The organism is uncultured Sulfitobacter sp., from assembly GCF_947500075.1.
GTDB lineage: Bacteria > Pseudomonadota > Alphaproteobacteria > Rhodobacterales > Rhodobacteraceae > Sulfitobacter.
In genome coordinates, this window is the sequence record NZ_CANMQS010000011.1 from 19,305 (window position 1) to 44,668 (window position 25,364).

Consider the following 25,364-nt stretch of genomic DNA (forward strand, 5'->3'; position numbering starts at 1 on the left):
CTTTTGTCAAGATCATTCGTTGCCTCCCGCCGCGGAGCAAGGCTGCATCGAACGGTTGGTTCAGAACGTGAGGCTTGAAAAGACTGGCAAATTCCTGAGGCGCTCAACCACCGTGGACGTGGGCGCAGCCAGGTCGATGGTTGCGAACCGCACAAGATGCCCCTGCAAAGCGGCGGCTTCGTCCACATCTAAGCCGATCGCCGGATATAGCAGCATGCCCTCCGAGCCCAGCGAGCGCGGATCATCTTCTCTCTCCTGGCTGCGGAGATAGGAGTAAAGCTGGTAAATGTGGCCAGTCTTGAACCGCTGCCCGTCACCATATTGCGCGCTTGTCAGGATATTCGTGAACTTGGTGTCGATAATGATGCGCCGGTCCTCGATCGCGTTTTCCAGTATTATGTCCGTCACCATCTTGGGCATGAACATACGCATGCCGGCTGAAGCCGCACCGATCGGCCAGTTGAACTGTTTGCCCGGGTAAACACGCCACCCCTCATCACGAGCCAGCTCGGACGCGAAGAAGTTGCCAACCGCCTTTTCGAACAGCTTCCGGAATTCCGTATCGTCACGCTGTGCTTTGAGAAGGGATCTTATGCCTTCCTGTTCCGTTGGCAGCACGAGGTCAAAAACGGCCCTTGCCAAAGAGACCATTAGCCTGTCTTCGGCCTCATGGCGCCCAATCTGATCTGTCGCCATGTCAGCGCGGGACGGTACTGTCCCGGAAACACCGGCCCTGCCTAGCACGCCCGCAAGTGTCTTGGTCCTGTGAGCAAGCGCAAAATCATCAAGCCGTACGCCGAGCACCGATAGGGCTGCTCGCACCAGACGATTGCGCGGCGTATCTATCGTCAGCTCCTCAAACCGGCACGCGATCTCACCACGACGAAATAGATCGTGGGACTTCGATTGCAGGATATCAATACGCCCCCGCACACGCTTGAGCGTATCTTCGCGGCGCCGATACCCGAAGCTTAGGTTCCGGCGCAGTCGAGTTTCAACGGCATGACAGAGAAGACGCGCAATCAGCGATTTGAAGTCCGGCGAGTCCTCGATCTCTGCCTCGAAGTGCCCCTGAAAGCGTGCGAGGTCATAAGCATAGAGAAACAAGAACCAGACATTGCGGACGGGAATCTTGTCGTAGGCAAGCTGCACTTCCGTGGTCTCGTCCCGCTCTTTGTCCAAGACAGTGCTCATAGGCCTTGGAGAAGCCGTGCTTTGGAGCTCGCGGCTTTATCGAGGTTGTCAAACCAGTACTCTTCCAGAAGCGGCGCGATCTCGGTTTCGACGATGCCGCGGAACCATTTCCTGGCATCGGGGATCGGCTCTCCCGGCACGGGAGTCACGTAGCTGTGCCCGATCTTGAATTGCGCGCCGAGCGACCGGTCGGCGGCGATCTCTTCGTTCAGCTCGGTCATGAGCTGCTGGACCAGTGACAGGGATGCATCATCCATCCCGGCCTGGTCTTTGCACCACTGGCGCCAGCTCTCATTCAGCGCTGTCTCAAGGGTGACGAATGCGAAGCGACGTCTCAGCGCCAGATCGACCAAGGCGAGTGAGCGGTCTGCGATATTCATGGTGCCGATCACAAACAGGTTGCGCGGGATGAAGATGCGCTCGCCGCGCTCATGGCGATAGGCGAGTTCGATTGCTTCCTCTTCGCTGCGTTTATCCTTTTCGAGCAGGGTCAACATCTCGCCGAAGATTTGCGCGGGATTCCCGCGATTGATCTCCTCGATGATGACAACAAAGGGACGATCCGGCTCGGCGCGGGCGGCCTCGACGGCCTCGAGGAAGACGCCATCTATGAGAGAGAGCTCACCGTTGCCGTCCGGACGCCAGCCACGAACAAAGTCCTCATAGGAGAGCGACTGGTGAAACTGGATCGAGCGCATCCGCTTGCGGATGACCGCCCGGTCTTTGGTGCCGATTAGCGCATAGCCCAGCCGCTTGGCGAGCCAGGTCTTTCCTGTGCCAGGCGGCCCCTGAAGTATGAGGTTCTTCTTCCCGCCCAGCCGTGACAACGCTGCGCTCAGGGCGTCTTCCGCAAGGAAGCAACCGTCGCCGAGAATGTCTGCGATGGCATAGGGCGTGATGTCCGCCTCTTCGATATCCGCTTCGGCTTCCTCTTCCTCTCGTTCGATCTCGGTCGCGGAGGTCGGGCGCGGCTTGTACTTCTTGGCAAAATACGGGACGCGCAGCCAGAAATCATAGTCCTGTTTGTGGTCGCCGAATGCGAACTGGATCAGCCTGCGCGCCAGCTCGTCCGAGGCGTCGGCTTCAACGACCGTCACGCGGTAGGTATAGAAGTACCAATCTTTGGTTTCATCCAGTGGTTCCCAGTCCACATTGACGGTGCGACCATCACCCACGTTTTCGGTGATGGTGCCGATGGCCTTGATCCGCATGCACGAGACGGGTTTTTCGTGGTTCTCGAAAGGGAGGCTGTACTTCTTGACGAAGGACGCCTTGATCGCGATGCGATCGCCCGGCTTCATCCGCTCAACGTGCTCGATGAATTTATCCTGGTAGCCGTTCTGCCAAATGCCTTCCTTGTAGAAGCGCTCGGTCTGATCGTCGGTGCCGTTCCAGACCGCACCCACAAACCAGAAGCGCCGGTCGGGATCATCGAAGAGATCGCCGGGATCAGCCTCGACCGGCGCATTCTCATTGTCGGCATCGTCATCGCCCGCCGTCTTGTAGCGTGCATGGATGTCCCGGAAGAGCGCTATGGCCTCTTCCAGGTCCAGATAGGTCTCCCGGCCTTCTTGCGTGAGCTGCCAAATACCGCGTTTCTTGTTGTCAATGAGCCCGGCCTTGGCGAGGTAGAACCGCGCCCAGCCGATCTGGTTTTCATATTTTGACTGGCCGTTCTTATTGGTTGCCTTTAGCTCTTCATCGCTCAGCTCGGCGATATCCTTCACCCGCTCCATGACTTGCTTGGGCTCGGCGGAACCCCCGAGCGCGCGCAAGGCATCAAGGACCGGTCCGAAAAAATGCACAAAACGCGGACCACCGGACGCGGCTTGCCTTACCCCTTCCTCCGGTTCGAGCCCAAGGTCATCCGGCGCGGTTGGCGCCCACTCAAATAGAGCCTGTTGTTGCTCCTTCACGAACTCGGCTGGATTGGAAACGTCAAAGCCGTACATCTTCGCGGCGTTTACAAAGCCATCCCGCGCATCGCCTTCGAGCAAGCCTGTTTCGATATTGTCTTTGTTGACAACGATGGCGCTCGGCATGGGCCAGCCACGCTTGGCCGCGAGCTCTACCAAATCGCCGAGATGGTGATTCATGGCGCGGCGCACTTTGCTCCAGGTCGCCCCGTTGGCTTTGGCGAGATCGCCATAGCTTAAGAACCGACGTTCCCGGGCTGAATCAAGAATCGTGCGATAGGTCGTTTGCAAATCGAGTTTGTCTGTCATGATGCGAAACTAATAAGATCGTCTTCATGCGTGTAGCGCTATTTTTTGGTTATCAAGAACCTAGCAGAATAATAGGTCCGGAGTGCCCAACCAGACATTGATGGTTTGCCAGCACAAGGCGCCAATCGGAGCATTGATCAGGATAACGCTCTAACCCGAGAGCGCGTGCCGCATCCCGGCGCGGACTTCACGACAAGAGAAGCGGCTTTTCCTTAAGCCCTCCGCTCTATCAGCAGAGGGCAATTCTAAGATACGCGTGTGATTTCGGGAATGGCCTCTCCTTTCCAGGCGAGCGTCCACGTATCGCCTTGGCGGACGTTCTGGACCAAGTGCGGGCGAAACGCGACGAGGCAGCGCCCACCGTCACGGCGTGTCGAGGGGTAGAGCAGCCCGTTGCCGCCTGAACCCAGCACGTCCTGCGCAAGCGTTTGGCCGATAGGATAGGCGATGCGAGGTTCCGGGCTCAGGACCTCCTCCCCTGCCCTGTCCGTCAGATCATGCAAGCGCGTCGTGAAACCAGCCAGCAGTTCGCGATAGGCCGTCAGGTTGTCAAAGATACCCGTGGCCTCCAACTCCCGCGTCAGATGCCAGGACACTTCGGCTTGCGCTGTTTCAATCGCGTCCTCTCCATAGCTTGCGTACCAGGCGCCTCGTTCCGGACCGTTGAATCTGTTGCCTGTCGCCCGCGTGTAGCAGAACGCGGCATTGATGTAGGTCCATCCGTACCCGGCCGCTGCGGTCAGCAACTCGGCAGGATCAAGCCCGCCCGGGACCGGAAGAGTGACAGTTCGGCGCGCCGACGTCAGGCCTTCAATCTCTTCAAGGATCGCCAGATCGTCCTCATCGTCGGCCAGAGGTGCCATTGCCGGCTCGTCGATATAAGCTGTCGAGATCAGGCGGATTGTCGTCGGATCGGTGAAGTCGACTTGGTCAAGGTCTTCGGCTCGGATCACACACCGCCCCGGAGCGCATCGATGTGCTGCCTGACCTTCATCATCGCCGGAATGCCCCCATCGCACATGACCTGAACCGGGCTCCGGCCATTGAACCCGGGGCCAGTGTTCGCGGTTTTCGGCCAGCCATAGGTCAGCGGGCCATTGAACAAGAGTCGGAGCCCCTTGAAGAGACCGATCAGAAGGCTGGCCCGCGTGACTTTGTCCTGATCGAGCACGCCTTTGTAGGTGCCGGCCTTCATCCTGCTCCAGGTCGCACTCGGGACGTCAAAAAGTGCCGCCGCCTCAGTGTTCGACAGTCCCCATGCGTCGGCAGCGCGGACGACAGCCTTGACGATAGCCGTAATCTTGTCAGCCTCGGCAACGGGTTGCACGGTGCCACTTTCGGGGGCGAATTGGACGGGTTCCAACATGGGATGTCTCCATATGATGCGATCTACATAATCATATGATTTGAAATAGTCAAGAAATCGTTGGTAGTGCGTTCGATGAATTTCGCACCCCGGGCAGCGAGATCCGACAAAACAGAGACGTCGGCAATCAACTGAGAAAAGCGCTCTTCACTACACTCCTGGAGTGACGATCCCCCTCATCATCTCAATGCAAGACTACAAGATCGACGCCTCGGTTGACGTGCATCAACATGCACCGAACGCCCATATGTATTGGATTCCCGGCAACATGATGCTTAATGCTATCAGCGGAATCGCGCCGATATCATAACATCGCCGCTGTTCGGCTCTGGTGTGACTGGTGGCGGCTAACCTTTTCAAAACGAAGGGGTAGAGGCTGGCAAGGGGGAAGGAATGACGTTTGATCTGGGGAAGACCGCACCGAATGTGGTCACCGAAGGTCGTTTGCGAAGCCTGATGGCAGAGGGGTTCAATGCAGAAGTCATCTGCACATCGTCCGCCACGCGAAAAGCCGCTGTCTGGTATGGGAAATGGGTCATTCGCGGCGTGAGCCAGGACGGATCATCGGAACGCTTGCTCGTTCTCTCAAGAGCGTCAGCCGACAAAGACGAAGTCCAGATCCGCGAATTCAAAACCGCCAACGGGTTGATCTCCTTCCTCTCTGATCTTGGATGCAGTCACGCCAACATCCCCCTCAAAGAAGGCGGACGGTCAACGCACACCCTGCACCAGGGCGACACAGATTGACGCCGTTCAACGGTCCTTGGACACGCTCTCGAGGAAGCGACCGTATTCCTGGCTAACCTCTTGGGCTTCCGTGAAGGCGCGGGCGCGTTCTTCATCGAGGCACAGGAAGTATCGCTGGATTTCAGCGATGTAGGTTTCGAAATCCTTCTGGATGATATCCGCGAATTCGCGGGCTTGTGCCGGGTCGCTCGGAACGAACGGTCGTGGCGGTGCCAGGCAGGTCATCGCATGCGCCTCAGATCCGCAGAAAACCGCTGATACTATAAAGATGAACAGAAGCGTTTGTGGATTACCCACAGCCACTGACCTCACTTTCACGTTTGAAAACGGTGTATTAGGCCTTCGTCGGATACTCGATCAGCCTAATTTCAATATTATATTGCTGTCAATATTATAATCTCATATCGTAAGCATATCCGTCACCAGGGCCCGGCCTGCAAACCAAGAGGTACGTGCGCAGACATGGGGTCTCAGTCAAGCGAAGGTGCTCCGAATGTGGTTACAGAGACTCTGTTCAAGACCCTCATTGAGAGTGCGTGCAGCGCAGAGGTCGTCTGCGTCCAAACAGCAGAGAAAAAGTCGTCGGTCTGGTATGGCGCCTGGATCATTCGTGTCGTTGATCCGGCGCGAACCTTCGAAAAACTCCTTGTCCCTGCGAGACATCACACGGCCCATGGCCCTGAGATCGTCCCAAGAACCTTCAAGACGGCCAACGGCCTCATCTCGTTTCTTGGAAGTCTTGGCTTCACGCATATTACCATCCCACTCTACGAGGGCGGGCGCGCATCGCACAGGCTTCCATCTGAGAACGTTACTGACCCGTCGCATCGCTAGTGTCTTCGCTATCTGCGTGGCACCTGCTGCCGTACAAAGCGAAGGGATGGTTCTCGTCATGCAGGGCGACGGCTCGCTTCGGGCCTCCACGTCGCAAAGCAGCTTCGCGCGGACCTACAACGACGGGATCGGCCAAGGATCGGCAAGCCAGGAGCTGGCGATCCTTGGCGATGAAGAGACTGCATCCTCCGATGGGTTCAGTACCGGCGGTGTCAGACGAAGCGCTCTTGCCCCGACCCCGGAAATCCTCTCAGCGATCGATGACACGGCGCTCCGCTATGCCGCCCACCCTGGCCTAAGGCGCGCAGGCATCACCGTCACGGAGTGGCGGCTGGTCTTCCGGTCCAATATCGAGATCGAAAGCGCCTACAACCCGGCCGCGCGCAGCCGGGTCGGAGCCATTGGTCTCGGTCAACTGATGCCGGACACGGCTCGCGCGCTTGGCGTCGATCCCCATGACTGGCGCGAGAACCTTGATGGCTCTGCCCGGTATCTGGCGCAGATGATGGCGGATTTCGGCGATGTCCGCCTCGCCCTCGCCGCTTACAACGCCGGACCCGAAGCCGTGGCCCGCCACGAGGGCATTCCACCCTACCGAGAAACGCAAAACCACGTCAGCCGCGTGCTGGCCGTGTTCAACCGGCTTGAAGGAGAGACCTCGTGAAACCAAACCTGACCTCCACCTTGGCTCTGACCATGCTGCTGTTGGCCATGGCCTCCCCTGCCCTGGCACAGAGTATCGACCTGTCCCCCATCCAGACCCTCCTTCAGGGGATCGTCGACGCCATCACCGGCCCACTTGGCATCGTAATTGGCACCCTCGCCCTGATCGGTGTCTTTCTCTCCTGGCTCTTCGGCATCCTCGACTTCCGTCAGGCGCTTTGGGTCCTTGTTGCCATCGCGGGCATCGCCGCTGCGCCGACCATCGTCGCTGCAATCTGGACCACCTGAGGATCACCGAGATGGCAGCGGAACAGTCTCCCCTCTTTACCGGCCTTGTGCGTCCTCCCAAATTGATCGGCCTGCCGATTATGTACGCCATGGTCTGGCTGTTTGGGTCTGTTTTGCTGTTCTTGTGGATCCAGCATTGGGCCGTCGCCATTGCCGCGGCGGCGGCCTACCCGGCCCTCTGGAAGGCGGCGGATTGGGACCCCAATTTTCTCGACGTGGTGGCCACCACTCTGCAGGAAACCCCACCGACCGCGAACCGCCGAATACATGGGGGCGACAGCTATGCCCCGTGACGATGCCCAAGTGCAGGACACGCTGCTTCCGACATGGACCAGCAGGGAAAGACAACTGGCCCATATGCTGCCCTATGTGAGTCTGGTCGATGGCCAGACCGTTCGCACGCGCGGCAATGAACTCTTTCAGTGCCTCCGACTGAAAGGCGTCAACAGCAACACAACCGACGATGCCTACCTCAACAAAACGCGTGCGCTATTCGCTCAGATCATCGCCCAGGTCGGTCCGGATTTCGGATTCTACGTGCACAAAGTCTCCAAGGGGATTGAACACCACCTGCGACCCATCGAAGGCGATGACTTTGCTGCGGCCGTGGATGCTGCATGGTGCAGATCACTGGAGCAACGAAGCCTTCGGGACAAAACGCTGACGTTGACGGTGGTGCACCGCCCTGCCCTCGTGTCACGTCTGCCATTCTCGACACGCAAATCCGTCTCACTTCTAGCGACCCAGACGCAGAAACGCTTGCGTCGCCTGAGTGAGGTTGTCGGCTTCCTGAAATCGACCTTCGCGGACATGTCCCCGCGTCTTCTCGAGGCCAGCACGGGTGAACTTCTGGGCTTCCTTGGCGGCCTGAACACCGGCCAGGAACTGCCGCTCTATCTGTCCTCCAATTACGGTTTCGTGGCCCATGATGTTGCCAACTGCCGGGTCACCTTCAATGGATCAACCTTTGTGGTCTCCGATGGCGCGGTCGGGACGCGCTACGGGACCACATTCGCCATCAAGACCTATCCTCCGAAGACAGCCTGCACGATGTTCGATGACCTGAACCTGCCGGTAGATATGGTCGTCACCCATTCGTTCACACCCATCAACTCGAACATTATGGCCTCAAGGATCAAGCGCCAACGGCGTTTGATGCGCGCCGCGGATGACGGCGCAATCTCATTGGAAGCCCAACTCGCTGATGCGCTCGACGATCTGGAATCGAAACGTCTCAGCTTTGGCGACCACCACATGACCGTGACGGTCTTCGGTGACACGCTCGAAGAACTCAACGCCATTGCCGGGGAGGTGCGCAACATCGGGGCCTCCGAAGGTGTCAATCTGATCACCGAAGCCTTCGCGGCAAAGACCCATTTCTTCGCACAACACCCCGGAAACACCGCCGCCCGGAGCCGCAAGGCGGCGATCACGAACCGGAACTTTGCCGACCTTGCTGCTTTTCATCGCACCCAACTCGGCAAGACCAATGATCAGGTCCCCTGGGGCCATGCGATCACGATGTTCCCGACACCGGAGCAATCCGCCTATCGCTTCAGCTATCATGAACAGGGCGCACCGACCGCAGAGCCAACCGGCGGGCACACTCTCATCCTCGGTCGTCCCGGATCAGGCAAATCCGTTCTGTCGGCCTTTCTGCTCACGCAGGCGCGCCGCATCGGGGCGCGTGTCTTTGTTTTTGATTATCGCCAGGGCATGGAGATGGCGGTCCGGGCAAGCGGTGGCCGCTTTTCGGCTGTGAAGGCAGGCGAGCCGACCGGGCTCAATCCCCTTCGCACCGAGATCGATGAGCGTGGTCAGGCGTGGTTGTCCGATTGGCTGGCGGCCTTGATCCATCGCGCCGACAAGCCTCTGTCACCAGCCCAAACCAATCGTGTTCAGGAAGTGGTCCGTCAAAACGCGACCGCGGCCCATGACGGGCTTCGAAACTGGTCTGATCTCGCATCGCTTTTCGGATCAACGGATGACAACGGCGACCTACACGAGCGGTTCCTGGAATGGGCAGAGACCGGGCGATACGGCTGGATCTTCGGACAGACCCAGAAGGATACGTTCTCTCTCGAAGGTGAAATCGTCGGTTTCGATCTCACCGGCATCCTCGACAGCGAAAGCGAGAAGGAGCGAATGGCCGTTCTGTCCTACCTCTTTCGGCGGGTTGAACGGAAAATCGAAGATCGCAAACCCACAATCATCGTCATCGACGAAGCCTGGAAAGCCTTGGACAACCCCTATTTCGCCGAGCGGTTGTCCAATTGGCTGGTCACCACGCGAAAGCAGAACGCGGTTGTCGTGATGATGACCCAATACGCCAGCCAGCTGGAACAGACACGGACCGGCAAAACCATCATCGAAGCCGTTCCGACACAAATCCTGCTGCCGAACATTCGGGCCAATGCGTCCGACTACGCAATGCTCAATCTCAACGACAAGGAACTCGATGTTCTGCTGAACACCGGAAGCAACTCACGTCTTGGATTGGTGCGGGATGATCAGGGCTCCGTTGTTGTCGACACGGACCTCAGTGCCCTGGGCCCCCTGCTCACCATCCTCGGCGGGATGGAAAAGGGCGAACAGCTCGTCGGCAAAGACTACCGAACCCGTCCCGATTTCTGGAGGCTGCCATGAGAGCTTTCGCTCTCTTCTTGATCCCGTTCGCAATCCTCGTCGGCTGTGAGCAGTACCGACCGTCCGAGGCCAACTGCTTCAGTTTCGTGGCAAGAGGACCTGCTGAACAGAACTGCGACTTTGAGCCGTTGGACGGCGCCAATCTCAGCTCGGGGTGGCTCGAGTGATCTCCAAATGCGCGACATATCTCTGCTGTGTCTGCGTCAGCGTAGGAACGGCGCAAGCGCAAGGTGTGCCAACCGTGGATGCAGGCTTGGCGATGCGCAACCAGGCGGCAAATGCACATCGCGAACGTGATTTGGCTGCTCAACGTGAAAAGCTCACCGTCAAGGAGCAGATCGCCGAGATCGAACGCGAGCAACTAAGAGTGCTGCAACAGATCCTCGACGCGCAAACGAGCTTTGGCGGTCAGGGCATTCCGGGCACCATTGAGGCGCTCGAAGCCGGCACGTCGCCGGAGCAATCTGCGGATTTTCTCTACGGCGCAGATGATCCCAATCCAGGCGCGGATCAGATGTTTGGCGATGCCGCGCTCAATATCGAGCAGCTCATCATTCGCGTTGCACAAGAAACCCACGGTCTTGGGGGCGTTGACCGCGCGGGACTGAGCGTCCGCCAATGGCGTGCCCTGCTGCAGGCACTGATCTGGCAGGAAAGCCGGTTCACCATCGGCGCACGTTCACCGGTCGGCGCATTCGGTCTGACACAGATTATGCCGGGCACGGCCGGCGATCTTGGCATCTATCCGGAATTCTATGACAACCCTTACCTGCAGGTGCATGGCGGCGCGCGGTATCTTGCGGCACAACTGGCGCGCTTTGACGGCAACATCATCTATGCGCTTGCCGCCTACAATGCAGGTCCCGGGCGCGTCATCGAATACAGCGGCGTGCCGCCGTTCACTGAAACCCAGCACTACGTCACGGTCATCCCGCAAAAATACAACGCCTATCTCGCCCGCATGGGTGGCGCTGAAGTGCTTGGCACCATCGATCCGGCCTTGCTCGCCAACTCGAACCTGTCTCTGACGAGCGCGGGTGCGGCGAACTACGGCAATCATTCGATGGCCTCCATTCAGGCCGCCGCCATGCGGATTGCCGGTATCGTCGAGCGGATCGGCGCAACATCGGACCTGCAGGAGTCGATGGCGTTGAACGCCTACGCGCGCGCTGAACTTGTTCGGCTCATCGCCGCACGCACACGCCTGCAAGCAACCCGAACACGACCCTTGAGCGCCGCAGAGATCGCCATGGCCTCTGCGCAGCTTGAGGAACAGCAGTTCATGGATTTCACATTGGAGGACTTGGAATGACACATCGCAGTTTCAGTTGGGCGCGGCGCAGTCTTTGCCTGGCCGCATGGGGTCTCTTGATGGCCACGGCCCCTGCCCCTTTCCTCGCTGTTCCGGCGGTCGCCCAGGGCGTGCCGACGGTCGACACTCAAAACATCGCGCAAGAGATCCAGCAACTCCGGCAGATGATCGAGGACGAGGTCCTGCAGAACGAACAGCTTGTCCAGCTGCGCGAGCAATTCGCCACGCTTCAAGAGCAACTCGCCCAGCTTCAAGACACCTATGCCGCGCTCACTGGGCTGATGGAGCTTCCCACTGTCATCCGCACCGAAATGGAGGACGAGCTGAACGGGCTTCTTGATCAGGAGTTTGGCGACATCCTGGCAACCATCGATGCCATCCGCGAAGGCGACTTTTCCCGGCTCGCCGGCAACAGCGCAGGCCGGATTGAAACCCAGATGACACGCGTCCTGGCCGAAGCCGGGTTCGACGAAGACACGCTGCGCGAGATGGCGACGGGCGGCAGTGAAGGGGCGAGTCGCACTGCGACGCGGGCCACCACCGGAGCCGCTATGTCTGCCGCAGCCCAGACCTCTTACGAAGAGGCGGGCCAGTCTCTGCAGCGAGTGGACCGCCTTGTTGGCATGATCGGCGACATGGAAGAGCTGAAGGACAGTGTTGATCTCAACACGCGTGTCACGGCGGAACTGGCCATCGCGCTGGTCGCGATGTGGCAACTCGAAGCCGTGCAAACGGTCGGGACCGGACAAACCGGCGTCATCGACGCGGCCACCATCGCCGAAGAACAGCGGTACATGGATTTCACTCTGCCCGAGCTTGAAGCCAGATAGGAAAGGCTGGCCAGTGACGCGCGAAGCCGAAATTGTTGAAGAAGAACTGATCTACGGGGCGCGCCGCCGGGAGCAGTTGTGGCAGCGACTGGCTTTCGCCGGGCTGATCTTCGGTGTTTTGGGCTGTCTTTCGGCCGCGCTCGTCTCAATCCTCGACGTCGATCCGGCTCCTGTTGTCGTACCCTATGACCCCGAGACCGGTCTGGCGCTTCCCAATGCCTCGGTGGGCGCGGTCTCCGTCACTGAAAACCAGGCCATCATCGAAAGTGCCGTGTTTCGCTACGTGACCGACCGCGAAACCTACAATCAACTCGACAATGATGTGCGCGTCCGCAGCATTCTCGAGCGCTCCGACGGGGCGGCAGAAGTGTCCATGCGCAACATCTGGAACAGCGCAAACACCGATGCTTATCCACCCCAGGTTTACGGAGCCAATGCCCGCCTCGATGTCGAAATTCTCAGCATCAACCGGATCGGAAGCAATCGTGCGACGGTCCGCCTGCGCAAGCGTTTGACCTCGCCTCAGGGTATCCAGGCCGGTCTCTTCACGGCCACCTTGCTCTTCGAGTTCCGTCCCGAGGAACGCCGGTCCATCGATGATGTCTGGACCAACCCTTTCGGCTTCACCGTTACGGAATACGCCATACGCTCCGACAGGCTGGAGAATTGACCATGCGCTTGATCCTCCCGGCTCTTCTGTCTGTCATGGTGCCAGTTGCCGCCAACATCGCCTTTGCCGAGGCCATTCCAAGGTCAGGACCAAATGACAACCGCGTCCGTGTGGCCACATACCAGGACGGGCAGGTCTACCGCCTCAAAGTCAGCCTGACCCATGTGACGACGGTCGAGTTTGGACAAGGCGAGACCATCCGCTCAATTATCGCTGGCGACACCGAAGGGTTTCAGCTGGATGGCGTGCCAGGCGGACGGGCCTTTGCGGTGAAACCCAATGCCCGAGGGGTTCACACCAACATCACCGTCTATACCAACCGCCGCAGCTACTACTTCAACGTGACGGAAAGTTCGTCGCCCACATTCTACGTGGTCCAGTTTCGGTATCCCGACGACAATCGGCGACCCACAAACGCGGTTGCGCAGCGCGCTCCGAACTACAACTACGCTGCCAGCGATCGAACGAGTTTCACACCGTCTTCGGTGTGGGATGACGGCACATTCACCTTTTTCCGATTTCCCCGCAACGCGCCCGTTCCCGCGATCTTCCAGCACAACAATGGCCGAGAGCGAACGGTCAACAGCACGCAAGTCGAGGACGGCGTCCTTCGGGTTTCTGGCGTCGGGCGCGAATGGGTCCTGAGGCTTGGGGACGAAATCGTCTGCATTCAATCAACGAATGCGGGGGGAACGTCATGAGTGATATCGACGATCTCAGCAAACGCCTCGCGGCGCTCGAAGGCGCGCAACCGTCCAAACTGAGATCGAGGCCCTCTCTTCTGGTGGCGCTTCTTGGGACGAGCGCAATCGCGGTTCTGGGTCTTCTTGTTTACTCAGCTCTGCAAGAAACACCAGAAAACCCGCTCCCGACCGCGCAACCAGAAGAGTTTCAGATGACTGGGGACGGGTTCGGGGAAATCGAGCCCTTCGTGCCCCCTGCCCCGCCGGAGCCCGAGGTTGTGGTCGCTGAACCTGACCCGGAGCCGAATGTGGAATTGCTCGAGCAACTTGCAGCTCTGCGTGCCGAGATCGAAGCGCTGCAGAACGCGCCGGAACCGGTTGTTGAAGAAGACACCGCAGCCGCGGATGCCATCAACGCACTGACAGCACAGATTGCCGCGCTGGAGGAAGCCTCACAACGCGCGCAGGACCAATTTTCTGAAGAACTGGCCGCACGAGATCGGGAGCTTCAACAACTGCGCATGGACCTCGACCTCGCAAAACTGCAGACCCCCGCCCCTGCGCCTGGACCGTCAGAAGCCGACCTCTTGGAAGCCGAACGCCTGCGGTTACAACGCGAAGAAGAAGCGCGACGCCTGGCTGAGTTGCAGCGTCGACGGGACGAGGAAGCGGCGTTTCAGGAAGCGCGGATCAAGTCACCGACCATCGCATTTGGCGGCAACAGCACGGGTGAAGGCGAACTGGCAGAACGGACCTTCGAAGACGTGACCGACTTCGTCCTGAACGGCGCCCTACCCTCAACCGTGACGCAAGCCGAGGTCATCGCAAATCCTGGCAATACGATTGTGCAAGGCACGATGATCCAGGCCGCGATGGAGACGGCAATCTCGAGCGAACTCCCCGGGCAAGTCCGCGCGGTCATCACCGAAGACGTGCACTCCTACGACGGGTCCCGCATTTTGATTGCGAGAGGATCGAAGCTTATCGGCCGATACCGTTCAGGTGCGGACATCGCCCAAAGCCGCATCACAATCGCCTGGGACCGGATCATCCTGCCCACCAACCAAACGGTCACCATCAGCTCGTTTGGAGGCGATGAATTGGCGCGCGCCGGTGCTACAGGGTATGTCGATACGCGATTCAGGGAGCGTTTTGGCTCTGCGGCACTCATTTCGCTGATTACAGCCCTGCCAGGTGCCGCTGCGGCACAGGTCGAGGACGAAACCTCTGCCGAAATCCTCGAAGATGTTGGCGACGACTTTGCGGAGAGCGCCGACAGTGTCATCGACGACTACCTCTCCATCGGTCCTGTGATCTACGTCGAACAGGGCGCGCGGATCACCGTGATGGTGGACCGTGATCTGGAGATCTTCTGATGTCGGGCGCTTACCTTGAGGCCTCGCTCGACAAGCTCACCGATGCTTCCCGCGACGACGTCATCGAGATTTGCATTAACCCCGATGGCTCTGTCTGGGGCGAATTCCAGGGCGACAGGTTCATGTCGCCATTGGAAAGCAGCCTGACGCCGACCGAGATCAAGGACATCGGAACCCAGATCGCATCGGCTTCAAACTCGACGATCAGCAAAGACAAGCCGATCGTATCCGTGAGCATCAAGTACCGTGACCGCCCGGTCCGCGCGCAAGTCATCATGCCGCCGGCAGTCACCGAAGGCATGTCCATCTCGCTGCGGTTTTTCACGTCCCTCCCCCTCGAAGACGTGGAACTGAAGTTTCTCTTCGGGGCCGAGCGCAGCCTCGAAACAGACAGGCTGAACAGGAACCAGGAACTTCGAGATGTTGTTAGAGGCGGCGATATCTACGCGGCAATCCGCTTCTGCGTCGCACACAAGCTGAACATGATCGTCTCGGGCGGCACATCGACAGGAAAGACGGTCGCAGCGCGTAAGGTCCTGTCTTTCGTCCCGCCGGAAGAACGCATCATCACCATTGAGGAAGCGGCTGAGCTGATCCCCGCCCAACCAAATGTCGTGACCCTTCTTGCCAGCAGGGAGGGGCGAACACGCACCGCTGACACGTTGCTGACATCGACGTTGCGCATGCGCCCGGATCGCATCGTCCTGGGCGAGGTCAGAGGATCTGAAGCAATGACCTTCCTGGAGGCGATCAATACCGGCCACGGCGGGTCCATGACCACTCTGCACGCCGAAACGCCCCAGTTGGCAATTCAACGCCTAGCGATCGCCGCTCTCAAGACTGAAGTGCCGATGACCCACACCGACATGGTACAATACATCGAAAGCTCAATTGACGTGATCATCCATGCCGCGCGCCATGCTGGCGACCGCGGGATCACGGAATTCTATTTGCCCGGACAGACGGGAGGAAACGCAACATGAAGACCTTTGAACACGAAGTCCTGACGTTTGATGCCAGCGACAAGAAGGGTTTCGAGACGATGAAGAGTACCTTGTCGACCTGGGGTGACGCGGGATTTGAGATCGTGTCTGTCGTCGGATCTTCGGTCAACGCTTCATACTTCACAGTATTCCTGAAACGCCCACGGTCAGCAGACGAACCATTCACTGAGGAGACGGGAACATGATGTTCAACAGGTTTGCCTTGGCACTTGCGATTGTCCTCTCCGGCGGCCCGGCAAAAGCGCAACTTGTTTCAGAATCCGGAGACGAACTCTTGGTTTGTCCGGACCGTCCACCTGAACCCGAATTGGTATCCAATATGGGTTTGAAAGAGTCGCACAAGGCCATTCTCATTCAGCGGATGTATCGTGCAACCTCGTATGCCGCGATACTGGAAACTGGAGAGTGCTCCTGCGCGAACCGTTTTCCTGCCTGGGACACCGTGGTCGAGTACTATCTGGCAAACTACGCACGCCTCGAAGCCCGTTTCGAAGTACAGGAACGTACCAAATACTACCGGAACTCAATTGATCAGAACCGGCCTGCTGTTCGTGATCTGTGCATTGCACAAGACAATTGGGACTGATCTATGAGTATTGTCACCTTCTTTGTCGAAACGGCGGATGGTTATCTCGAAGATGCAGCAGAGACACAATTTGGCGCTGTGGCGTCAACGGTGGGCAGCATCCTTCTGGTCTCGATCACACTCCTGGTCATCCTAGTGATTGTAAACATGGCATTTCAGGTCCGTTCAATGGATGGCCGAACAGCCTTCTGGTTGGGAGTGAAACTGGTCCTAGTCGGCGTGTTCGCTACAAACTGGGTCCAGTTCAATGCCTTCGCAACTGCCATTCTGAATGGCCTCGACAGTATCGCTGGCTCATTGGTTGCTGCAGTTGGCGGTGGAGTTCCAGGACCCTCCGGCACCTTCGCTGAAGAGTTCGATGCCATCATTGCCGAGTTTGCGGCGTATCTAAACACGATTGGCGACGGCATGCATTGGATGGCAGGCGCCGTAATGGGTGTCGTCGGCACGGTTTTGCTCTCGCTGCTTGGTGGGCTAGCAGCATTCTTTCTGGTTGCATCTCGTTTAATGATTGCGTTGCTGGTCGGTCTCGCGCCGATCATGATCTTCCTTACATTGTTTGACGTAACAAAAGACTACTTTGCACGATGGTTGTCTGCGCTGATCTCGTTTTCCATCTACCCGATCGTGATCGCCGGGGTCTTTGCGACGATAATCGGCGTTTCCGACTCTTTGATCCGAGAACTGGGAGACCCGGAAGGAGCATCGACAATTGGGGCGGTTGTACCCTTCTTCATGATGATTTTTATGGCAAAGGGATTTGTTGTTGCGACACCGTTCCTAGTACGTGCGATCTCAGGAAACATAGTGATGCCAGCGCTTTCAGTTGGCCTTGGAGGGGCCTATGCCTTCGGCAGAGCCGCCGCCGGTAGTCAACAAGCCTACAATCGCTATCAAGTCGGAACTGCATCTGCCAGCGAATACGCGGCGCTAAGGGGGCGGCAAGTTTTGGGCATTCAAAACCTATCCGGCAGAACTGGCTTTCCACAGCCCGCAAACAATTCCATTCCAAGCAGTTCGGTCCCCGAGTCAACGGGAACAGCGGCTCGTATGGAAGCTCAGAAAGCCCGCGCACAGCGGCTGGCGGATGCAAAGAAAAGCTAGAGCTGGGCTTCCTACGAGAGAGCGGACCTTCAACCAACTCGCTGCGAATGGCGGTAGAGAGCCCAATTCTAACTCATGCTGCAGCGATGACGAACGGCAGCTCTTTCCTAGAACCACAGTGGCCACGGATTAAAGGCGCTCCCATTTACGCCTCGAGTAACGCGTCGATCACGGCACATTCCGGGGCAGCGTCGCCGGTGCATCGTGCAACGGTGTCCGACAGGACACGCTCAATGCGCTTAAGGTCCGCGATCTTGGCTCGAACGTCTGTCAGATGATCTTCCGCGATGACCTGAACCTCGGCACAGGTCCGGGACTGTTCATCGACCAGCCCAAGCAGTCCGCGAACCTCTTCGAGCGTGAAGCCGAGATCACGAGACCGCATGACGAATTTCAGCCTTCTAACATGGGCATCATCGTAGCTTCGGTAGCCCTTCGTATTGCGCGGCGGGTCCGGCATAATCCCGATCTTTTCGTAATAGCGAATGGTTTCGAGGTTGCAGCCCGTTGCGCGGGCCAAATCGCCCCGCCGAATTGATCTCACGCTTCTGTTACTCATTGTGCCGAAAAACCCCTTGAGCCTGTATCAACTACAGACCCTAGAACGGTGGAAACATCTGTTCAAGGAAGATTCGATGGAACAACATTTGGCAGAACTGCCGCAATCTCAGTCGCAGAAAACTGGCGACGAAACCACCAAGGGATGGGGCGTGACCGGCCTCGGCGTCCTCGGTGCGCTGGCGATGACTTCTTGCTGCATCCTTCCATTGGTGCTGGTCAGCTTTGGCGTGACAGGCGTGTTCATCGCGCAGCTCGGGGCGCTCTATGCCTACAAATGGTACACCTTCGCGCTGAGCGCCGCGTTTTTGGGATACGGCTTCTACAAGGCTTACAAGCCTGTAGATGCCGAGGCCTGTGCCGATGGCACCTGCGCCCGCCCCATCGACCGCCGCATCATGCGCGCAACCCTCTGGGCCGCTTCCGCGATTGTCGCTGTCGCCATGATCTTTCCCTACATCACCCCCTTCATCCTGAAATTCTGAACGAGGACCAAGACCATGAAGCATCTTCTACTATCCGCCCTGACCATCGCCGCCCTCTCGACTCCGGCCCTCGCTGAAGAGCGCCAGGTCGAGATCGCCGTCAGCGAACTGACATGCCCGTCCTGTTCATTCATCGTCGCCAGCTCGATGCGTGGTGTTCCGTCGGTCGAGATCGCCGCATTCGAGGACGGCCCCGAATACGGGCAGGGGGTTTACAGCGTGACCTACGATGACGCCGAAACTTCCATCGAAAGCATCATCGGCGCGGTGACAGCCAATGGCTATCCGGCGCAGGTGCTGCCCGACACAGCCTCCTGAGCCGCCTGCAATGCGTGACAATCTGATGGGTGGGCTGTTGGCCTTCGGAATATCAGCTCCGGTCGCGGTCGTCTGCTGCGGCGGCGGAACTGCCGTGCTTGCGGCCTTGTTCGGCGGGGTTGGTGCGTGGCTTTCCGGGGTAAACGGCATTGCCGTGCTGGTTTTGGCGGGTCTGACCTACCTGATCGTCCGCGCACTGCGTTGTTCACACATGAAACGGTCCTCCGGCCCCGACCCATCACAAAGAAAGATGGCCCCTTGACTGACACACCTGGAAATCCCGACCGCCTGCTGAAATGGGGGCTTGGCGGTGCGATCTTCGCCGCGCTCTGCTGCTTTACGCCGCTTTTGGTCGTCATCGTCGCTGGCGTCGGATTGTCGGCCCTCACGGGTTGGCTCGATTACGCGCTGTTCCCGCTGCTTTTTTTAAGCCTCGCCGTGGTGGCACAGGCCCTTTGGCTTCGCGCTGGCAAACCGGGTCCTGCCCCGAAACTCTGGGCCACCGGCCTCGCGGCAGCCCTGTCGATCCTGATCATTCTCTTTGAGTTCAGGTTCGCGATACGGATCACAATCGGCGTTTTCGCTGCCACAGCACTCTACGCGGTTCTCCTGAACCGCGCGCAAAGGAAAGGATCACCCTCATGATGATGGGATGTTGCACCGCCACTGGTATGTTCTTCGGCCTTCTAGGCATGTTGACACCGCTGCTCGCCCTCGGTGCGGTCATCTATCTGCTCGCGGCTAAATCGAGAAATCACGAACCAGGTGAGGTACGCTGAGATGAAAGACTTAATCAAAGGCGGCGACGGCCAAGGCGGCTATGACCTGATCGTCCTCGGGGCGGGGTCGGCGGGGTTCTCCGCCGCAATTACAGGCGCGGATGCCGGAAAGCGTGTCGCCCTCGTGGGATATGGCACCATCGGCGGAACATGCGTCAACGTGGGATGCGTGCCCTCCAAGGCGATGATCCGCGCGGCAGAGGCTGTGCACGGTGCGCGGGCTGCCAAGAGGTTCCCCGGCCTGTCGGGACAGGCACAAGTGGATGACTGGCAGACGCTCGTTCAATCCAAAGACGATCTGGTCGCGACCCTGCGTCAGAAGAAATACGCCGACCTTCTGCCGGAATATGAGGGTGTCGATTACATCGATGCCGGTGCAGCGCGACTGATCGAAGGTGGCGTGACAGTTGGTGAGCGAACCCTGAAAGCGCCGAAGATCATTATCGCCACGGGCGGGCGTCCCGTCCTGCCGACCATCGACGGGATCGAGAAAATCGGCGCGCTCGACAGCACCAGCCTTCTGGAACTCGAAGTGCTGCCGAAAAGCCTGATCTTCATCGGCGCGGGCTACATCGGCGCGGAGCTGGCCCAGATGATGAGCCGCATGGGCGTGAAGGTCACGCTCGTCGCCCGGTCGCATGTGCTGCCCGGCGCGGAGCCGGAAGTCTCTGAGGCGCTGGCGGAGGCGTTCGAGGCCGAAGGGATCACCCTTCTGACCGAATTGAGCTACGACAATGTGCGCCGCGACGGCGCGGGCGTGACACTGCGCGTGATCCAGGACGGAAAGCCGGTCGAAGTGACGGCGGATCACCTCGTATCAACCGCTGGCAGGCGGGCAAATACCGAAGATATGGGCCTGGACGCAATCGGCTTGGAAACCGATGCACGCGGGTCCATCGTCGTCGGCGACGACATGCAGACATCGGTGCCCGGCATCTATGCTGCGGGCGATGTGACCAACCTTGACCAGTTCGTCTATATGGCGGCCTATGGTGCAAAGCTCGCGGCCAAAAACGCGGTTCTCGGCGAGGATCATCGCTACGACAACGCTGCGATGCCATGGGTGGTGTTTTCCGACCCTCAAGTCGCGGGTGCTGGTCTCAGTGAAGCCCAAGCGCGGGACGCGGGCTTCGACGTCAAGACGTCTATCGTGCCGGTTGATCAGGTGCCTCGTGCGCTGGCCGCACGTGACACGCGCGGATTGATCAAGCTGGTGGCGGACAGAAAGTCCGACCGTTTACTTGGTGGCCAGATCATCGCACCGGAGGGGTCCGATACGATCCAGACCCTCGTCATGGCGCTGAAGTTCGGCATGACCACAAAGGCCCTCGGGGAGACGATCTTCCCGTATCTGACAACGGTGGAAGGACTGAAGCTGGCGGCGCAAACCTTCGACATGGACGTGGCGAAGCTGAGCTGTTGCGCCGGATGAAGATCAGGACAAGGACCAGCAAATGAATGAAGACTACGACCTGATCGTCATCGGGGCAGGTATGGCCGGAGTTGCAGCAGCCAACAAATGTGGCGCAGCGGGATGGCGTGTCGCCATTGTCGATGCGCTGCCCTACGGCGGCACCTGCGCATTGCGCGGCTGCGATCCGAAGAAAATCCTGCGGCGCGGTGCGGAAATCATCGACGCTGTACGACTCATGCAGGGCAAGGGGATCGATCCCGGTGATCTGTCGATCAACTGGGCCGATCTGATGGCACACAAGCGTGGCTTCACCGACCCGGTGCCGGACAAGATGGAAAAAGGCCTATCGGGCAACGGCGTCGAAACCCTGCATGGAGCCGCCCGCTTCACGGGAGACAACACGCTGGAGGTTGATGGGACGACATATCAGTCGGAACGGTTCCTCGTGGCCGCCGGGGCCATGCCCAGGCCGCTCGGCTTCACCGGAGCCAATCTCGTGATCGACAGCACGGATTTCCTCGACCTTGAGGCCCTTCCCGAACGGGTTCTTTTAATCGGTGGCGGCTTCGTGTCCTTCGAGTTTGCGCATATCGCCGCACGGGCCGGAGCCAACCCGATCATCGTGGATCGTGGCGCCCGGCCCTTACGCGGCTTCGACCCCGATCTGGTCGAAATGCTGATCGACCGCAGCGGCGGGATCGGCGTGGACCTGATGCGCGAAACCGAAATCGTGTCGGTCTCGGAAGCCAGTGAAGCATTCAGTGTTGAAGTGAAGTCAGGCGATGAAACCCGAACAATCGAAACCGATCTGGTCGTGCATGGCGCGGGCCGGGTTGCAGCCCTGGCCGACCTGAATCTTGAGGCGGCTGGTGTTGACTACAGTGACTCGGGCATCGTTGTAGCCCCCCATCTGCAAAGCACGACAAACAGCGCGGTCTATGCCGCCGGAGATTCCGCGGACACCGATGGCATGCCGCTGACGCCGGTCGCCGTGATCGAAGGGAAGGTCGCGGCCTCAAACATGCTCAAGGGCACTCAGACCGCACCGGATTATGCCGGTATTCCTACAGCTGTCTTCACCGTCCCGGAAGTGGCGCGTGTTGGCATGTTGGAAAGTGAGGCAAGAGACGCCGGGCATGACGTAGATGTCCGGTTCACCGATACGTGCGGTTGGTATTCAAACTATCGGATCGGCGAGACCTCTGCCGCTGCGAAGATCCTCGTGGACAGGTCGAACGGCAAGATCCTCGGCGCGCATCTGTTCGGCCCGGGATACGGCGAGCTGATCAACTTCTTCGGCTTGGCGATCAAGCTGGGTCTGACCGCGAAGCAGCTTCAGTCAATGACGGCGGCCTATCCGAGTGTTGGATCGGATTTAGGGTCGTTGCTTTAACGCAAGCCCCTCTGATCCTCCTTCAGGTCGTTCCTCGCATCCCGGATGATCACCCACGACGAATGCAGGAACAGCCCTGCAATGGCGAAGGCAACGATGAGGTCGGGCCAGGCGCTACCGAGCCATGCGACAAGCCCTGCCGCAATGACTACGGCGACGTTGCCGATAGCATCGTTGCGGGAGAACAGCCAAACCGCGCGCATATTGGCGTCACCCTTTCGGTGCTTCAGCAGCGGCAGGACGGCGAGAATGTTCACGATCAGCGCGCCCACGGCGAACGCTCCCATCAACCCGGCTTCGGGCGTCGTCTGGTTCAAGACGCGCCAGATCGTGCTGCCGACGACGCCCAGACCCAGAAGTCCAAGAAACACACCCTGGATCATCGCCGACCGCGCTCGCCATGTCAGCCTCCAGCCGATGGCGAGCAGGCCCAGAAACGTGATCGCCCCGTCGCCGAGAAAATCGAGCGCGTCCGCCTTCAAAGCCTGCGACCCGGACAGGAACCCGCCGAACATCTCGACCACGCCGTAGCCGAGATTGAGCAGGACCACGATCCAGAGGGCGCGGCGATAACTCGGGTCCTTGTAGGCCGGATCGGAGGATGTATCGCCGTCTTCGATCTTCTCAAAGCCGTAGCCGGTCGCATCGAGCGCGGGCCGCACCTTCGACAAGTCACCCTCCGCGATCCGCAATGTCATGACGTGGGTTGCGGCAGACACCTTCACATCGCCGGTCGCCACGCCCGCAGACCGGGCCGCGCGCTCGATCTCGGCGGCGTCCTTGGCGCAGTCCATGCCCTGCACCCGCATCCGGATCGGTGAGGATGCCGTAGGCAACGTGCTGTTCTCGGCCTGGCTCATGTGCGATCCTCTTCGAGGTGGTAAGCGAAAGGGTTCGCCGCTGACGTATCAGTGGATAATGATATGATGACGAACGACGCGCAAGGCGATCTTTTGGCAGCCGACGCTTTGGAACTGCGGGCAAAGCTCTTCCGGGGTCTCGGCGATCCCAGCCGTCTGGCGATCCTTGATGCGCTGGTATCAGGCGAACGCAACGTGCAGGAAATTGTCGGACATACTGGGTTGGGTCAGCCGAACGTCTCGAACCATCTGCGCTGCCTTCTCGACTGCGGGCTGGTTAGCCGCCGCAGCGAGGGCAGGTTCGTTCGATATCGGCTTGCTGACGGACGGATTGCCGGTCTCATCAAAGATGCGGATCGGCTCCTTGCCGCGACAGCCACCGGACTCGACAACTGCAAGCGCTACACAGAGTAGTTGCTCATCCGTGCCGCTCCTCGCCATGCCCGCGTCCGCCGAACTCGGACGGGTCGTAGCAGGCGTGGCGCGCGCATTCCAGCTCCAGCGTCGTGTGCTCGATGTCGAAGCGGTCGGAGAGCGCCGCTTTGATCCTATCTTTCACTGCGTCGGCGTCGTTCCAGCGGCCCTCGGCAATGACGACATGCGCGTCCAAGGCTGCACGGTGTTCGTCCATCTGCCAGAAATGCGCGTGGTGGATGCCCGTCACGCCGTCGATCTCCCGCACGGTATCAAGAACCGCGTCTGTCTCGATCTCGGGCGGCGAGCCGAGCATCAGGATACGGATTACGGGGCCGATCTCGCGGAACGACTGCCAAAGGATGTAACCCGCAATCAGCACCGTCACGAGCGGGTCGATGAGACGCCAATCGTAAAGCAGGATCAGCGTGCCAGCGACAATGACTGCGACGGAGCCGAGCGCGTCGGCCACGTTGTGCAGAAACGCGGCGCGGATGTTCACGCTGGATTTCGACATGGCGTAGGTCAGCGCAGCCGTCACCGCGTCCACGATCAGCGCGATCCCGGCGATGACGACGATCAGCCAGCCCTCGACCGGCTGCGGATCGGCAAAGCGCATCGCGGCTTCGTAGAGCAAGTAGAGGCCGATCACGATCAGCGTGGTATAATTGATGAGGGCGGCCACCACCTCGACCCGACCATAGCCGAAGGTCATTTCGGCATCCCGGGGTCTCCGCGCGATCTTGCGCGCGCCGAACGCGATGATGAGTGAAATCGCGTCGGAAAAGTTGTGCAGCGCATCGGCAATAAGCGCCAGCGAACCGGAAATGATGCCGCCCACGATCTGCGCGACCGTCAGGCCCATATTGACCGCGATGGCGGCGAAGACGCGGCGGTCGCCTGCCTCGGGATCAACGTGATGATGGTGGCCGTGCCCCATAGCGGCGGCTCCTTTTGATTCGTATCGTTTCAGGATAGATACGATCTACAGCGACTGTAGGTTCAAGAGGCAATAATGAAAGAATACTCGATCGGGCAGATGTCGCGCCGGACGGGCGTGAAGGTCACGACAATCCGCTACTACGAAAGCCGGGGTCTGATCCCGGCACCGGCGCGTACGACAGGCGGGCAGAGGCGCTACGATGAAGCGGCGCTCGAACGGCTCGCTTTCCTGCGCCACGCAAGGGAATTGGGCTTCAGTCTGGGTGACATCGCCGACCTGATAGCCTTGGCCGAAGCCCCGTCAAAGGACTGCGCACCTGCCCACGAGATTGCGCGGAAGCAGCTCGCGGCCGTGGACCGGCGCATGACCATTCTCGCGCAGCTTCGGGAAGAGCTGGTGCGGATGGCCGACGCGGATGATCCGGGCCATGCCGGAAAGTGTCGCGTCATCGAGGTTCTGGGGGATCACCGGCTCTGTATCGGTGCGCATGGTCGGCCGGACCGTAGCGCAGATTTATCTGGCAGCTAGGCAAAGTTCAGTTGCATGTGACAAAATCGACGGTTTCGTCGAAGGACTGAAAGCCGCCGTCGGCGCAGCCGCAGCGAAATGGTGCTTTGTCCGCACACCTGACCTTCCGGCAAAGAACTTTGAATGTCCGCTGTTGTCTCCAAG

30 protein-coding genes are annotated in these 25,364 nt (G+C 59.3%); 22 read left to right on the forward strand and 8 right to left on the reverse strand.

Annotation, left to right across the window (positions count from 1 at the left end):
• Positions 1 to 60 precede the first annotated feature (60 nt).
• The 4 genes from Q1A91_RS22000 to Q1A91_RS22015 all read right to left on the reverse strand — a co-directional run bounded on the left by Q1A91_RS22000 (position 61) and on the right by Q1A91_RS22015 (position 4,785).
• Positions 61 to 1,182 (reverse strand): hypothetical protein, encoded by a 1,122-nt coding sequence (locus tag Q1A91_RS22000; RefSeq protein WP_299882677.1) that lies wholly within the window; start codon positions 1,180 to 1,182, stop codon positions 61 to 63.
• 8 nt (positions 1,183 to 1,190) lie between these two features.
• A complete protein-coding gene (locus Q1A91_RS22005; protein ID WP_299882679.1) occupies positions 1,191 to 3,419 on the reverse strand; it encodes an AAA family ATPase in 2,229 nt (742 codons plus the stop codon).
• Between the two features lie 245 nt (positions 3,420 to 3,664).
• A complete protein-coding gene (locus Q1A91_RS22010; protein WP_299882681.1) occupies positions 3,665 to 4,372 on the reverse strand; it encodes an RES family NAD+ phosphorylase in 708 nt (235 codons plus the stop codon).
• Positions 4,369 to 4,785 (reverse strand): antitoxin Xre-like helix-turn-helix domain-containing protein, encoded by a 417-nt coding sequence (locus Q1A91_RS22015; RefSeq protein ID WP_299882683.1) that lies wholly within the window; start codon positions 4,783 to 4,785, stop codon positions 4,369 to 4,371. The genes Q1A91_RS22010 and Q1A91_RS22015 overlap by 4 nt, the downstream gene beginning before the upstream one ends.
• A gap of 393 nt (positions 4,786 to 5,178) precedes the next feature.
• On the opposite strand from Q1A91_RS22015, the gene Q1A91_RS22020 reads away from it, so the two are divergent.
• Positions 5,179 to 5,532 carry a hypothetical protein gene (locus Q1A91_RS22020; RefSeq protein WP_299882685.1) on the forward strand — a complete coding sequence of 118 codons (354 nt, stop codon included), beginning with the start codon at positions 5,179 to 5,181 and terminating at the stop codon, positions 5,530 to 5,532.
• A 6-nt stretch (positions 5,533 to 5,538) separates the two neighbouring features.
• Here Q1A91_RS22020 and Q1A91_RS22025 read toward each other — a convergent pair whose 3' ends face one another.
• Positions 5,539 to 5,757 (reverse strand): hypothetical protein, encoded by a 219-nt coding sequence (locus Q1A91_RS22025; RefSeq protein ID WP_147127566.1) that lies wholly within the window; start codon positions 5,755 to 5,757, stop codon positions 5,539 to 5,541.
• Positions 5,758 to 6,412: 655 nt separating this feature from the next.
• Between Q1A91_RS22025 and Q1A91_RS22030 the strand changes: the two genes are divergently transcribed.
• From Q1A91_RS22030 to Q1A91_RS22090, 13 genes are all read left to right on the forward strand, one after another.
• Entirely contained in the window at positions 6,413 to 7,030 is a 618-nt protein-coding gene (locus Q1A91_RS22030; protein ID WP_299882690.1) for a lytic transglycosylase domain-containing protein, read from the forward strand.
• Complete coding sequence (locus Q1A91_RS22035; protein WP_299882692.1) at positions 7,027 to 7,317, forward strand: TrbC/VirB2 family protein; 291 nt, start codon at positions 7,027 to 7,029, stop codon at positions 7,315 to 7,317. Before Q1A91_RS22030 ends, Q1A91_RS22035 begins: the two co-directional genes overlap by 4 nt.
• 11 nt (positions 7,318 to 7,328) lie before the next feature.
• Positions 7,329 to 7,610 (forward strand): VirB3 family type IV secretion system protein, encoded by a 282-nt coding sequence (locus Q1A91_RS22040; protein WP_299882694.1) that lies wholly within the window; start codon positions 7,329 to 7,331, stop codon positions 7,608 to 7,610.
• Positions 7,600 to 9,963 (forward strand): type IV secretion system protein B4, encoded by a 2,364-nt coding sequence (locus Q1A91_RS22045; protein ID WP_299882696.1) that lies wholly within the window; start codon positions 7,600 to 7,602, stop codon positions 9,961 to 9,963. The genes Q1A91_RS22040 and Q1A91_RS22045 overlap by 11 nt, the downstream gene beginning before the upstream one ends.
• 232 nt (positions 9,964 to 10,195) lie before the next feature.
• Positions 10,196 to 11,275: a lytic transglycosylase domain-containing protein gene (locus Q1A91_RS22050; RefSeq protein WP_299882698.1), complete on the forward strand. Its 1,080-nt coding sequence runs from the start codon at positions 10,196 to 10,198 to the stop codon at positions 11,273 to 11,275.
• 59 nt (positions 11,276 to 11,334) lie between these two features.
• Positions 11,335 to 12,105 (forward strand): type IV secretion system protein, encoded by a 771-nt coding sequence (locus Q1A91_RS22055; RefSeq protein WP_299882700.1) that lies wholly within the window; start codon positions 11,335 to 11,337, stop codon positions 12,103 to 12,105.
• A 13-nt stretch (positions 12,106 to 12,118) separates the two neighbouring features.
• Positions 12,119 to 12,775: a virB8 family protein gene (locus Q1A91_RS22060; RefSeq protein ID WP_299882702.1), complete on the forward strand. Its 657-nt coding sequence runs from the start codon at positions 12,119 to 12,121 to the stop codon at positions 12,773 to 12,775.
• A gap of 2 nt (positions 12,776 to 12,777) precedes the next feature.
• Positions 12,778 to 13,476 carry a TrbG/VirB9 family P-type conjugative transfer protein gene (locus tag Q1A91_RS22065; RefSeq protein ID WP_299882704.1) on the forward strand — a complete coding sequence of 233 codons (699 nt, stop codon included), beginning with the start codon at positions 12,778 to 12,780 and terminating at the stop codon, positions 13,474 to 13,476.
• The gene (locus Q1A91_RS22070) at positions 13,473 to 14,834 is read left to right on the forward strand and encodes a TrbI/VirB10 family protein (RefSeq protein ID WP_299882706.1); all 1,362 of its coding nucleotides are present in this window, start codon (positions 13,473 to 13,475) and stop codon (positions 14,832 to 14,834) included. The genes Q1A91_RS22065 and Q1A91_RS22070 overlap by 4 nt, the downstream gene beginning before the upstream one ends.
• The gene (locus tag Q1A91_RS22075; RefSeq protein WP_299882707.1) at positions 14,834 to 15,817 is read left to right on the forward strand and encodes an ATPase, T2SS/T4P/T4SS family; all 984 of its coding nucleotides are present in this window, start codon (positions 14,834 to 14,836) and stop codon (positions 15,815 to 15,817) included. Before Q1A91_RS22070 ends, Q1A91_RS22075 begins: the two co-directional genes overlap by 1 nt.
• On the forward strand, positions 15,814 to 16,023 hold the full coding sequence (locus Q1A91_RS22080; protein ID WP_299882709.1) for a hypothetical protein: 210 nt from the start codon (positions 15,814 to 15,816) through the stop codon (positions 16,021 to 16,023). Before Q1A91_RS22075 ends, Q1A91_RS22080 begins: the two co-directional genes overlap by 4 nt.
• Entirely contained in the window at positions 16,020 to 16,424 is a 405-nt protein-coding gene (locus Q1A91_RS22085; RefSeq protein WP_299882711.1) for a hypothetical protein, read from the forward strand. Before Q1A91_RS22080 ends, Q1A91_RS22085 begins: the two co-directional genes overlap by 4 nt.
• A gap of 3 nt (positions 16,425 to 16,427) precedes the next feature.
• On the forward strand, positions 16,428 to 17,528 hold the full coding sequence (locus tag Q1A91_RS22090) for a type IV secretion system protein (RefSeq protein WP_299882714.1): 1,101 nt from the start codon (positions 16,428 to 16,430) through the stop codon (positions 17,526 to 17,528).
• Between the two features lie 145 nt (positions 17,529 to 17,673).
• On the opposite strand, the gene Q1A91_RS22095 is transcribed toward Q1A91_RS22090, so the two are convergent.
• Positions 17,674 to 18,087, reverse strand: a complete 414-nt coding sequence (locus Q1A91_RS22095) for a helix-turn-helix domain-containing protein (RefSeq protein WP_299882716.1) — start codon at positions 18,085 to 18,087, stop codon at positions 17,674 to 17,676.
• A 76-nt stretch (positions 18,088 to 18,163) separates the two neighbouring features.
• Here Q1A91_RS22095 and Q1A91_RS22100 point away from each other — a divergent pair, with 76 nt between their 5' ends.
• The 6 genes from Q1A91_RS22100 to Q1A91_RS22125 all read left to right on the forward strand — a co-directional run bounded on the left by Q1A91_RS22100 (position 18,164) and on the right by Q1A91_RS22125 (position 22,475).
• Positions 18,164 to 18,571 carry a mercuric transporter MerT family protein gene (locus Q1A91_RS22100; protein WP_235872022.1) on the forward strand — a complete coding sequence of 136 codons (408 nt, stop codon included), beginning with the start codon at positions 18,164 to 18,166 and terminating at the stop codon, positions 18,569 to 18,571.
• A gap of 15 nt (positions 18,572 to 18,586) precedes the next feature.
• Positions 18,587 to 18,889: a hypothetical protein gene (locus Q1A91_RS22105; RefSeq protein WP_055688104.1), complete on the forward strand. Its 303-nt coding sequence runs from the start codon at positions 18,587 to 18,589 to the stop codon at positions 18,887 to 18,889.
• A gap of 10 nt (positions 18,890 to 18,899) precedes the next feature.
• Positions 18,900 to 19,151, forward strand: a complete 252-nt coding sequence (locus Q1A91_RS22110) for a hypothetical protein (RefSeq protein WP_133840880.1) — start codon at positions 18,900 to 18,902, stop codon at positions 19,149 to 19,151.
• The gene (merF, locus tag Q1A91_RS22115; protein WP_299882722.1) at positions 19,148 to 19,534 is read left to right on the forward strand and encodes a mercury resistance system transport protein MerF; all 387 of its coding nucleotides are present in this window, start codon (positions 19,148 to 19,150) and stop codon (positions 19,532 to 19,534) included. Before Q1A91_RS22110 ends, merF begins: the two co-directional genes overlap by 4 nt.
• Positions 19,535 to 19,669: 135 nt before the next feature.
• A complete protein-coding gene (gene merA / locus Q1A91_RS22120) occupies positions 19,670 to 21,100 on the forward strand; it encodes a mercury(II) reductase (RefSeq protein WP_299882723.1) in 1,431 nt (476 codons plus the stop codon).
• 22 nt (positions 21,101 to 21,122) lie between these two features.
• A complete protein-coding gene (locus tag Q1A91_RS22125) occupies positions 21,123 to 22,475 on the forward strand; it encodes an NAD(P)/FAD-dependent oxidoreductase (protein ID WP_299882725.1) in 1,353 nt (450 codons plus the stop codon).
• On the opposite strand, the gene Q1A91_RS22130 is transcribed toward Q1A91_RS22125, so the two are convergent.
• Positions 22,472 to 23,335, reverse strand: a complete 864-nt coding sequence (locus tag Q1A91_RS22130; RefSeq protein WP_299882727.1) for a cation diffusion facilitator family transporter — start codon at positions 23,333 to 23,335, stop codon at positions 22,472 to 22,474. The genes Q1A91_RS22125 and Q1A91_RS22130 overlap by 4 nt on opposite strands.
• Positions 23,336 to 23,398: 63 nt before the next feature.
• Here Q1A91_RS22130 and Q1A91_RS22135 point away from each other — a divergent pair, with 63 nt between their 5' ends.
• Positions 23,399 to 23,749, forward strand: a complete 351-nt coding sequence (locus Q1A91_RS22135) for a helix-turn-helix transcriptional regulator (RefSeq protein ID WP_299882730.1) — start codon at positions 23,399 to 23,401, stop codon at positions 23,747 to 23,749.
• Positions 23,750 to 23,753: 4 nt separating this feature from the next.
• Here Q1A91_RS22135 and Q1A91_RS22140 read toward each other — a convergent pair whose 3' ends face one another.
• The gene (locus Q1A91_RS22140) at positions 23,754 to 24,689 is read right to left on the reverse strand and encodes a cation diffusion facilitator family transporter (protein WP_299882732.1); all 936 of its coding nucleotides are present in this window, start codon (positions 24,687 to 24,689) and stop codon (positions 23,754 to 23,756) included.
• A gap of 75 nt (positions 24,690 to 24,764) precedes the next feature.
• Here Q1A91_RS22140 and Q1A91_RS22145 point away from each other — a divergent pair, with 75 nt between their 5' ends.
• On the forward strand, positions 24,765 to 25,220 hold the full coding sequence (locus Q1A91_RS22145; protein ID WP_299882734.1) for a helix-turn-helix domain-containing protein: 456 nt from the start codon (positions 24,765 to 24,767) through the stop codon (positions 25,218 to 25,220).
• Positions 25,221 to 25,364 lie beyond the last annotated feature (144 nt).

Coding starts and splice junctions, on each gene's coding strand:
- Q1A91_RS22005 (WP_299882679.1), bottom strand. CDS start 3,419: ATGACAGACAAACTCGATTTGCAAACGACCTATCGCACGATTCTTGAT.
- Q1A91_RS22015 (WP_299882683.1), bottom strand. CDS start 4,785: ATGTTGGAACCCGTCCAATTCGCCCCCGAAAGTGGCACCGTGCAACCC.
- Q1A91_RS22020 (WP_299882685.1), top strand. CDS start 5,179: ATGACGTTTGATCTGGGGAAGACCGCACCGAATGTGGTCACCGAAGGT.
- Q1A91_RS22025 (WP_147127566.1), bottom strand. CDS start 5,757: ATGACCTGCCTGGCACCGCCACGACCGTTCGTTCCGAGCGACCCGGCA.
- Q1A91_RS22030 (WP_299882690.1), top strand. CDS start 6,413: ATGGTTCTCGTCATGCAGGGCGACGGCTCGCTTCGGGCCTCCACGTCG.
- Q1A91_RS22040 (WP_299882694.1), top strand. CDS start 7,329: ATGGCAGCGGAACAGTCTCCCCTCTTTACCGGCCTTGTGCGTCCTCCC.
- Q1A91_RS22045 (WP_299882696.1), top strand. CDS start 7,600: ATGCCCCGTGACGATGCCCAAGTGCAGGACACGCTGCTTCCGACATGG.
- Q1A91_RS22055 (WP_299882700.1), top strand. CDS start 11,335: ATGGCCACGGCCCCTGCCCCTTTCCTCGCTGTTCCGGCGGTCGCCCAG.
- Q1A91_RS22065 (WP_299882704.1), top strand. CDS start 12,778: ATGCGCTTGATCCTCCCGGCTCTTCTGTCTGTCATGGTGCCAGTTGCC.
- Q1A91_RS22070 (WP_299882706.1), top strand. CDS start 13,473: ATGAGTGATATCGACGATCTCAGCAAACGCCTCGCGGCGCTCGAAGGC.
- Q1A91_RS22075 (WP_299882707.1), top strand. CDS start 14,834: ATGTCGGGCGCTTACCTTGAGGCCTCGCTCGACAAGCTCACCGATGCT.
- Q1A91_RS22080 (WP_299882709.1), top strand. CDS start 15,814: ATGAAGACCTTTGAACACGAAGTCCTGACGTTTGATGCCAGCGACAAG.
- Q1A91_RS22085 (WP_299882711.1), top strand. CDS start 16,020: ATGATGTTCAACAGGTTTGCCTTGGCACTTGCGATTGTCCTCTCCGGC.
- Q1A91_RS22090 (WP_299882714.1), top strand. CDS start 16,428: ATGAGTATTGTCACCTTCTTTGTCGAAACGGCGGATGGTTATCTCGAA.
- Q1A91_RS22095 (WP_299882716.1), bottom strand. CDS start 18,087: ATGAGTAACAGAAGCGTGAGATCAATTCGGCGGGGCGATTTGGCCCGC.
- Q1A91_RS22100 (WP_235872022.1), top strand. CDS start 18,164: ATGGAACAACATTTGGCAGAACTGCCGCAATCTCAGTCGCAGAAAACT.
- Q1A91_RS22105 (WP_055688104.1), top strand. CDS start 18,587: ATGAAGCATCTTCTACTATCCGCCCTGACCATCGCCGCCCTCTCGACT.
- Q1A91_RS22110 (WP_133840880.1), top strand. CDS start 18,900: ATGCGTGACAATCTGATGGGTGGGCTGTTGGCCTTCGGAATATCAGCT.
- merA (WP_299882723.1), top strand. CDS start 19,670: ATGAAAGACTTAATCAAAGGCGGCGACGGCCAAGGCGGCTATGACCTG.
- Q1A91_RS22125 (WP_299882725.1), top strand. CDS start 21,123: ATGAATGAAGACTACGACCTGATCGTCATCGGGGCAGGTATGGCCGGA.
- Q1A91_RS22130 (WP_299882727.1), bottom strand. CDS start 23,335: ATGAGCCAGGCCGAGAACAGCACGTTGCCTACGGCATCCTCACCGATC.
- Q1A91_RS22135 (WP_299882730.1), top strand. CDS start 23,399: ATGATGACGAACGACGCGCAAGGCGATCTTTTGGCAGCCGACGCTTTG.
- Q1A91_RS22140 (WP_299882732.1), bottom strand. CDS start 24,689: ATGGGGCACGGCCACCATCATCACGTTGATCCCGAGGCAGGCGACCGC.
- Q1A91_RS22145 (WP_299882734.1), top strand. CDS start 24,765: ATGAAAGAATACTCGATCGGGCAGATGTCGCGCCGGACGGGCGTGAAG.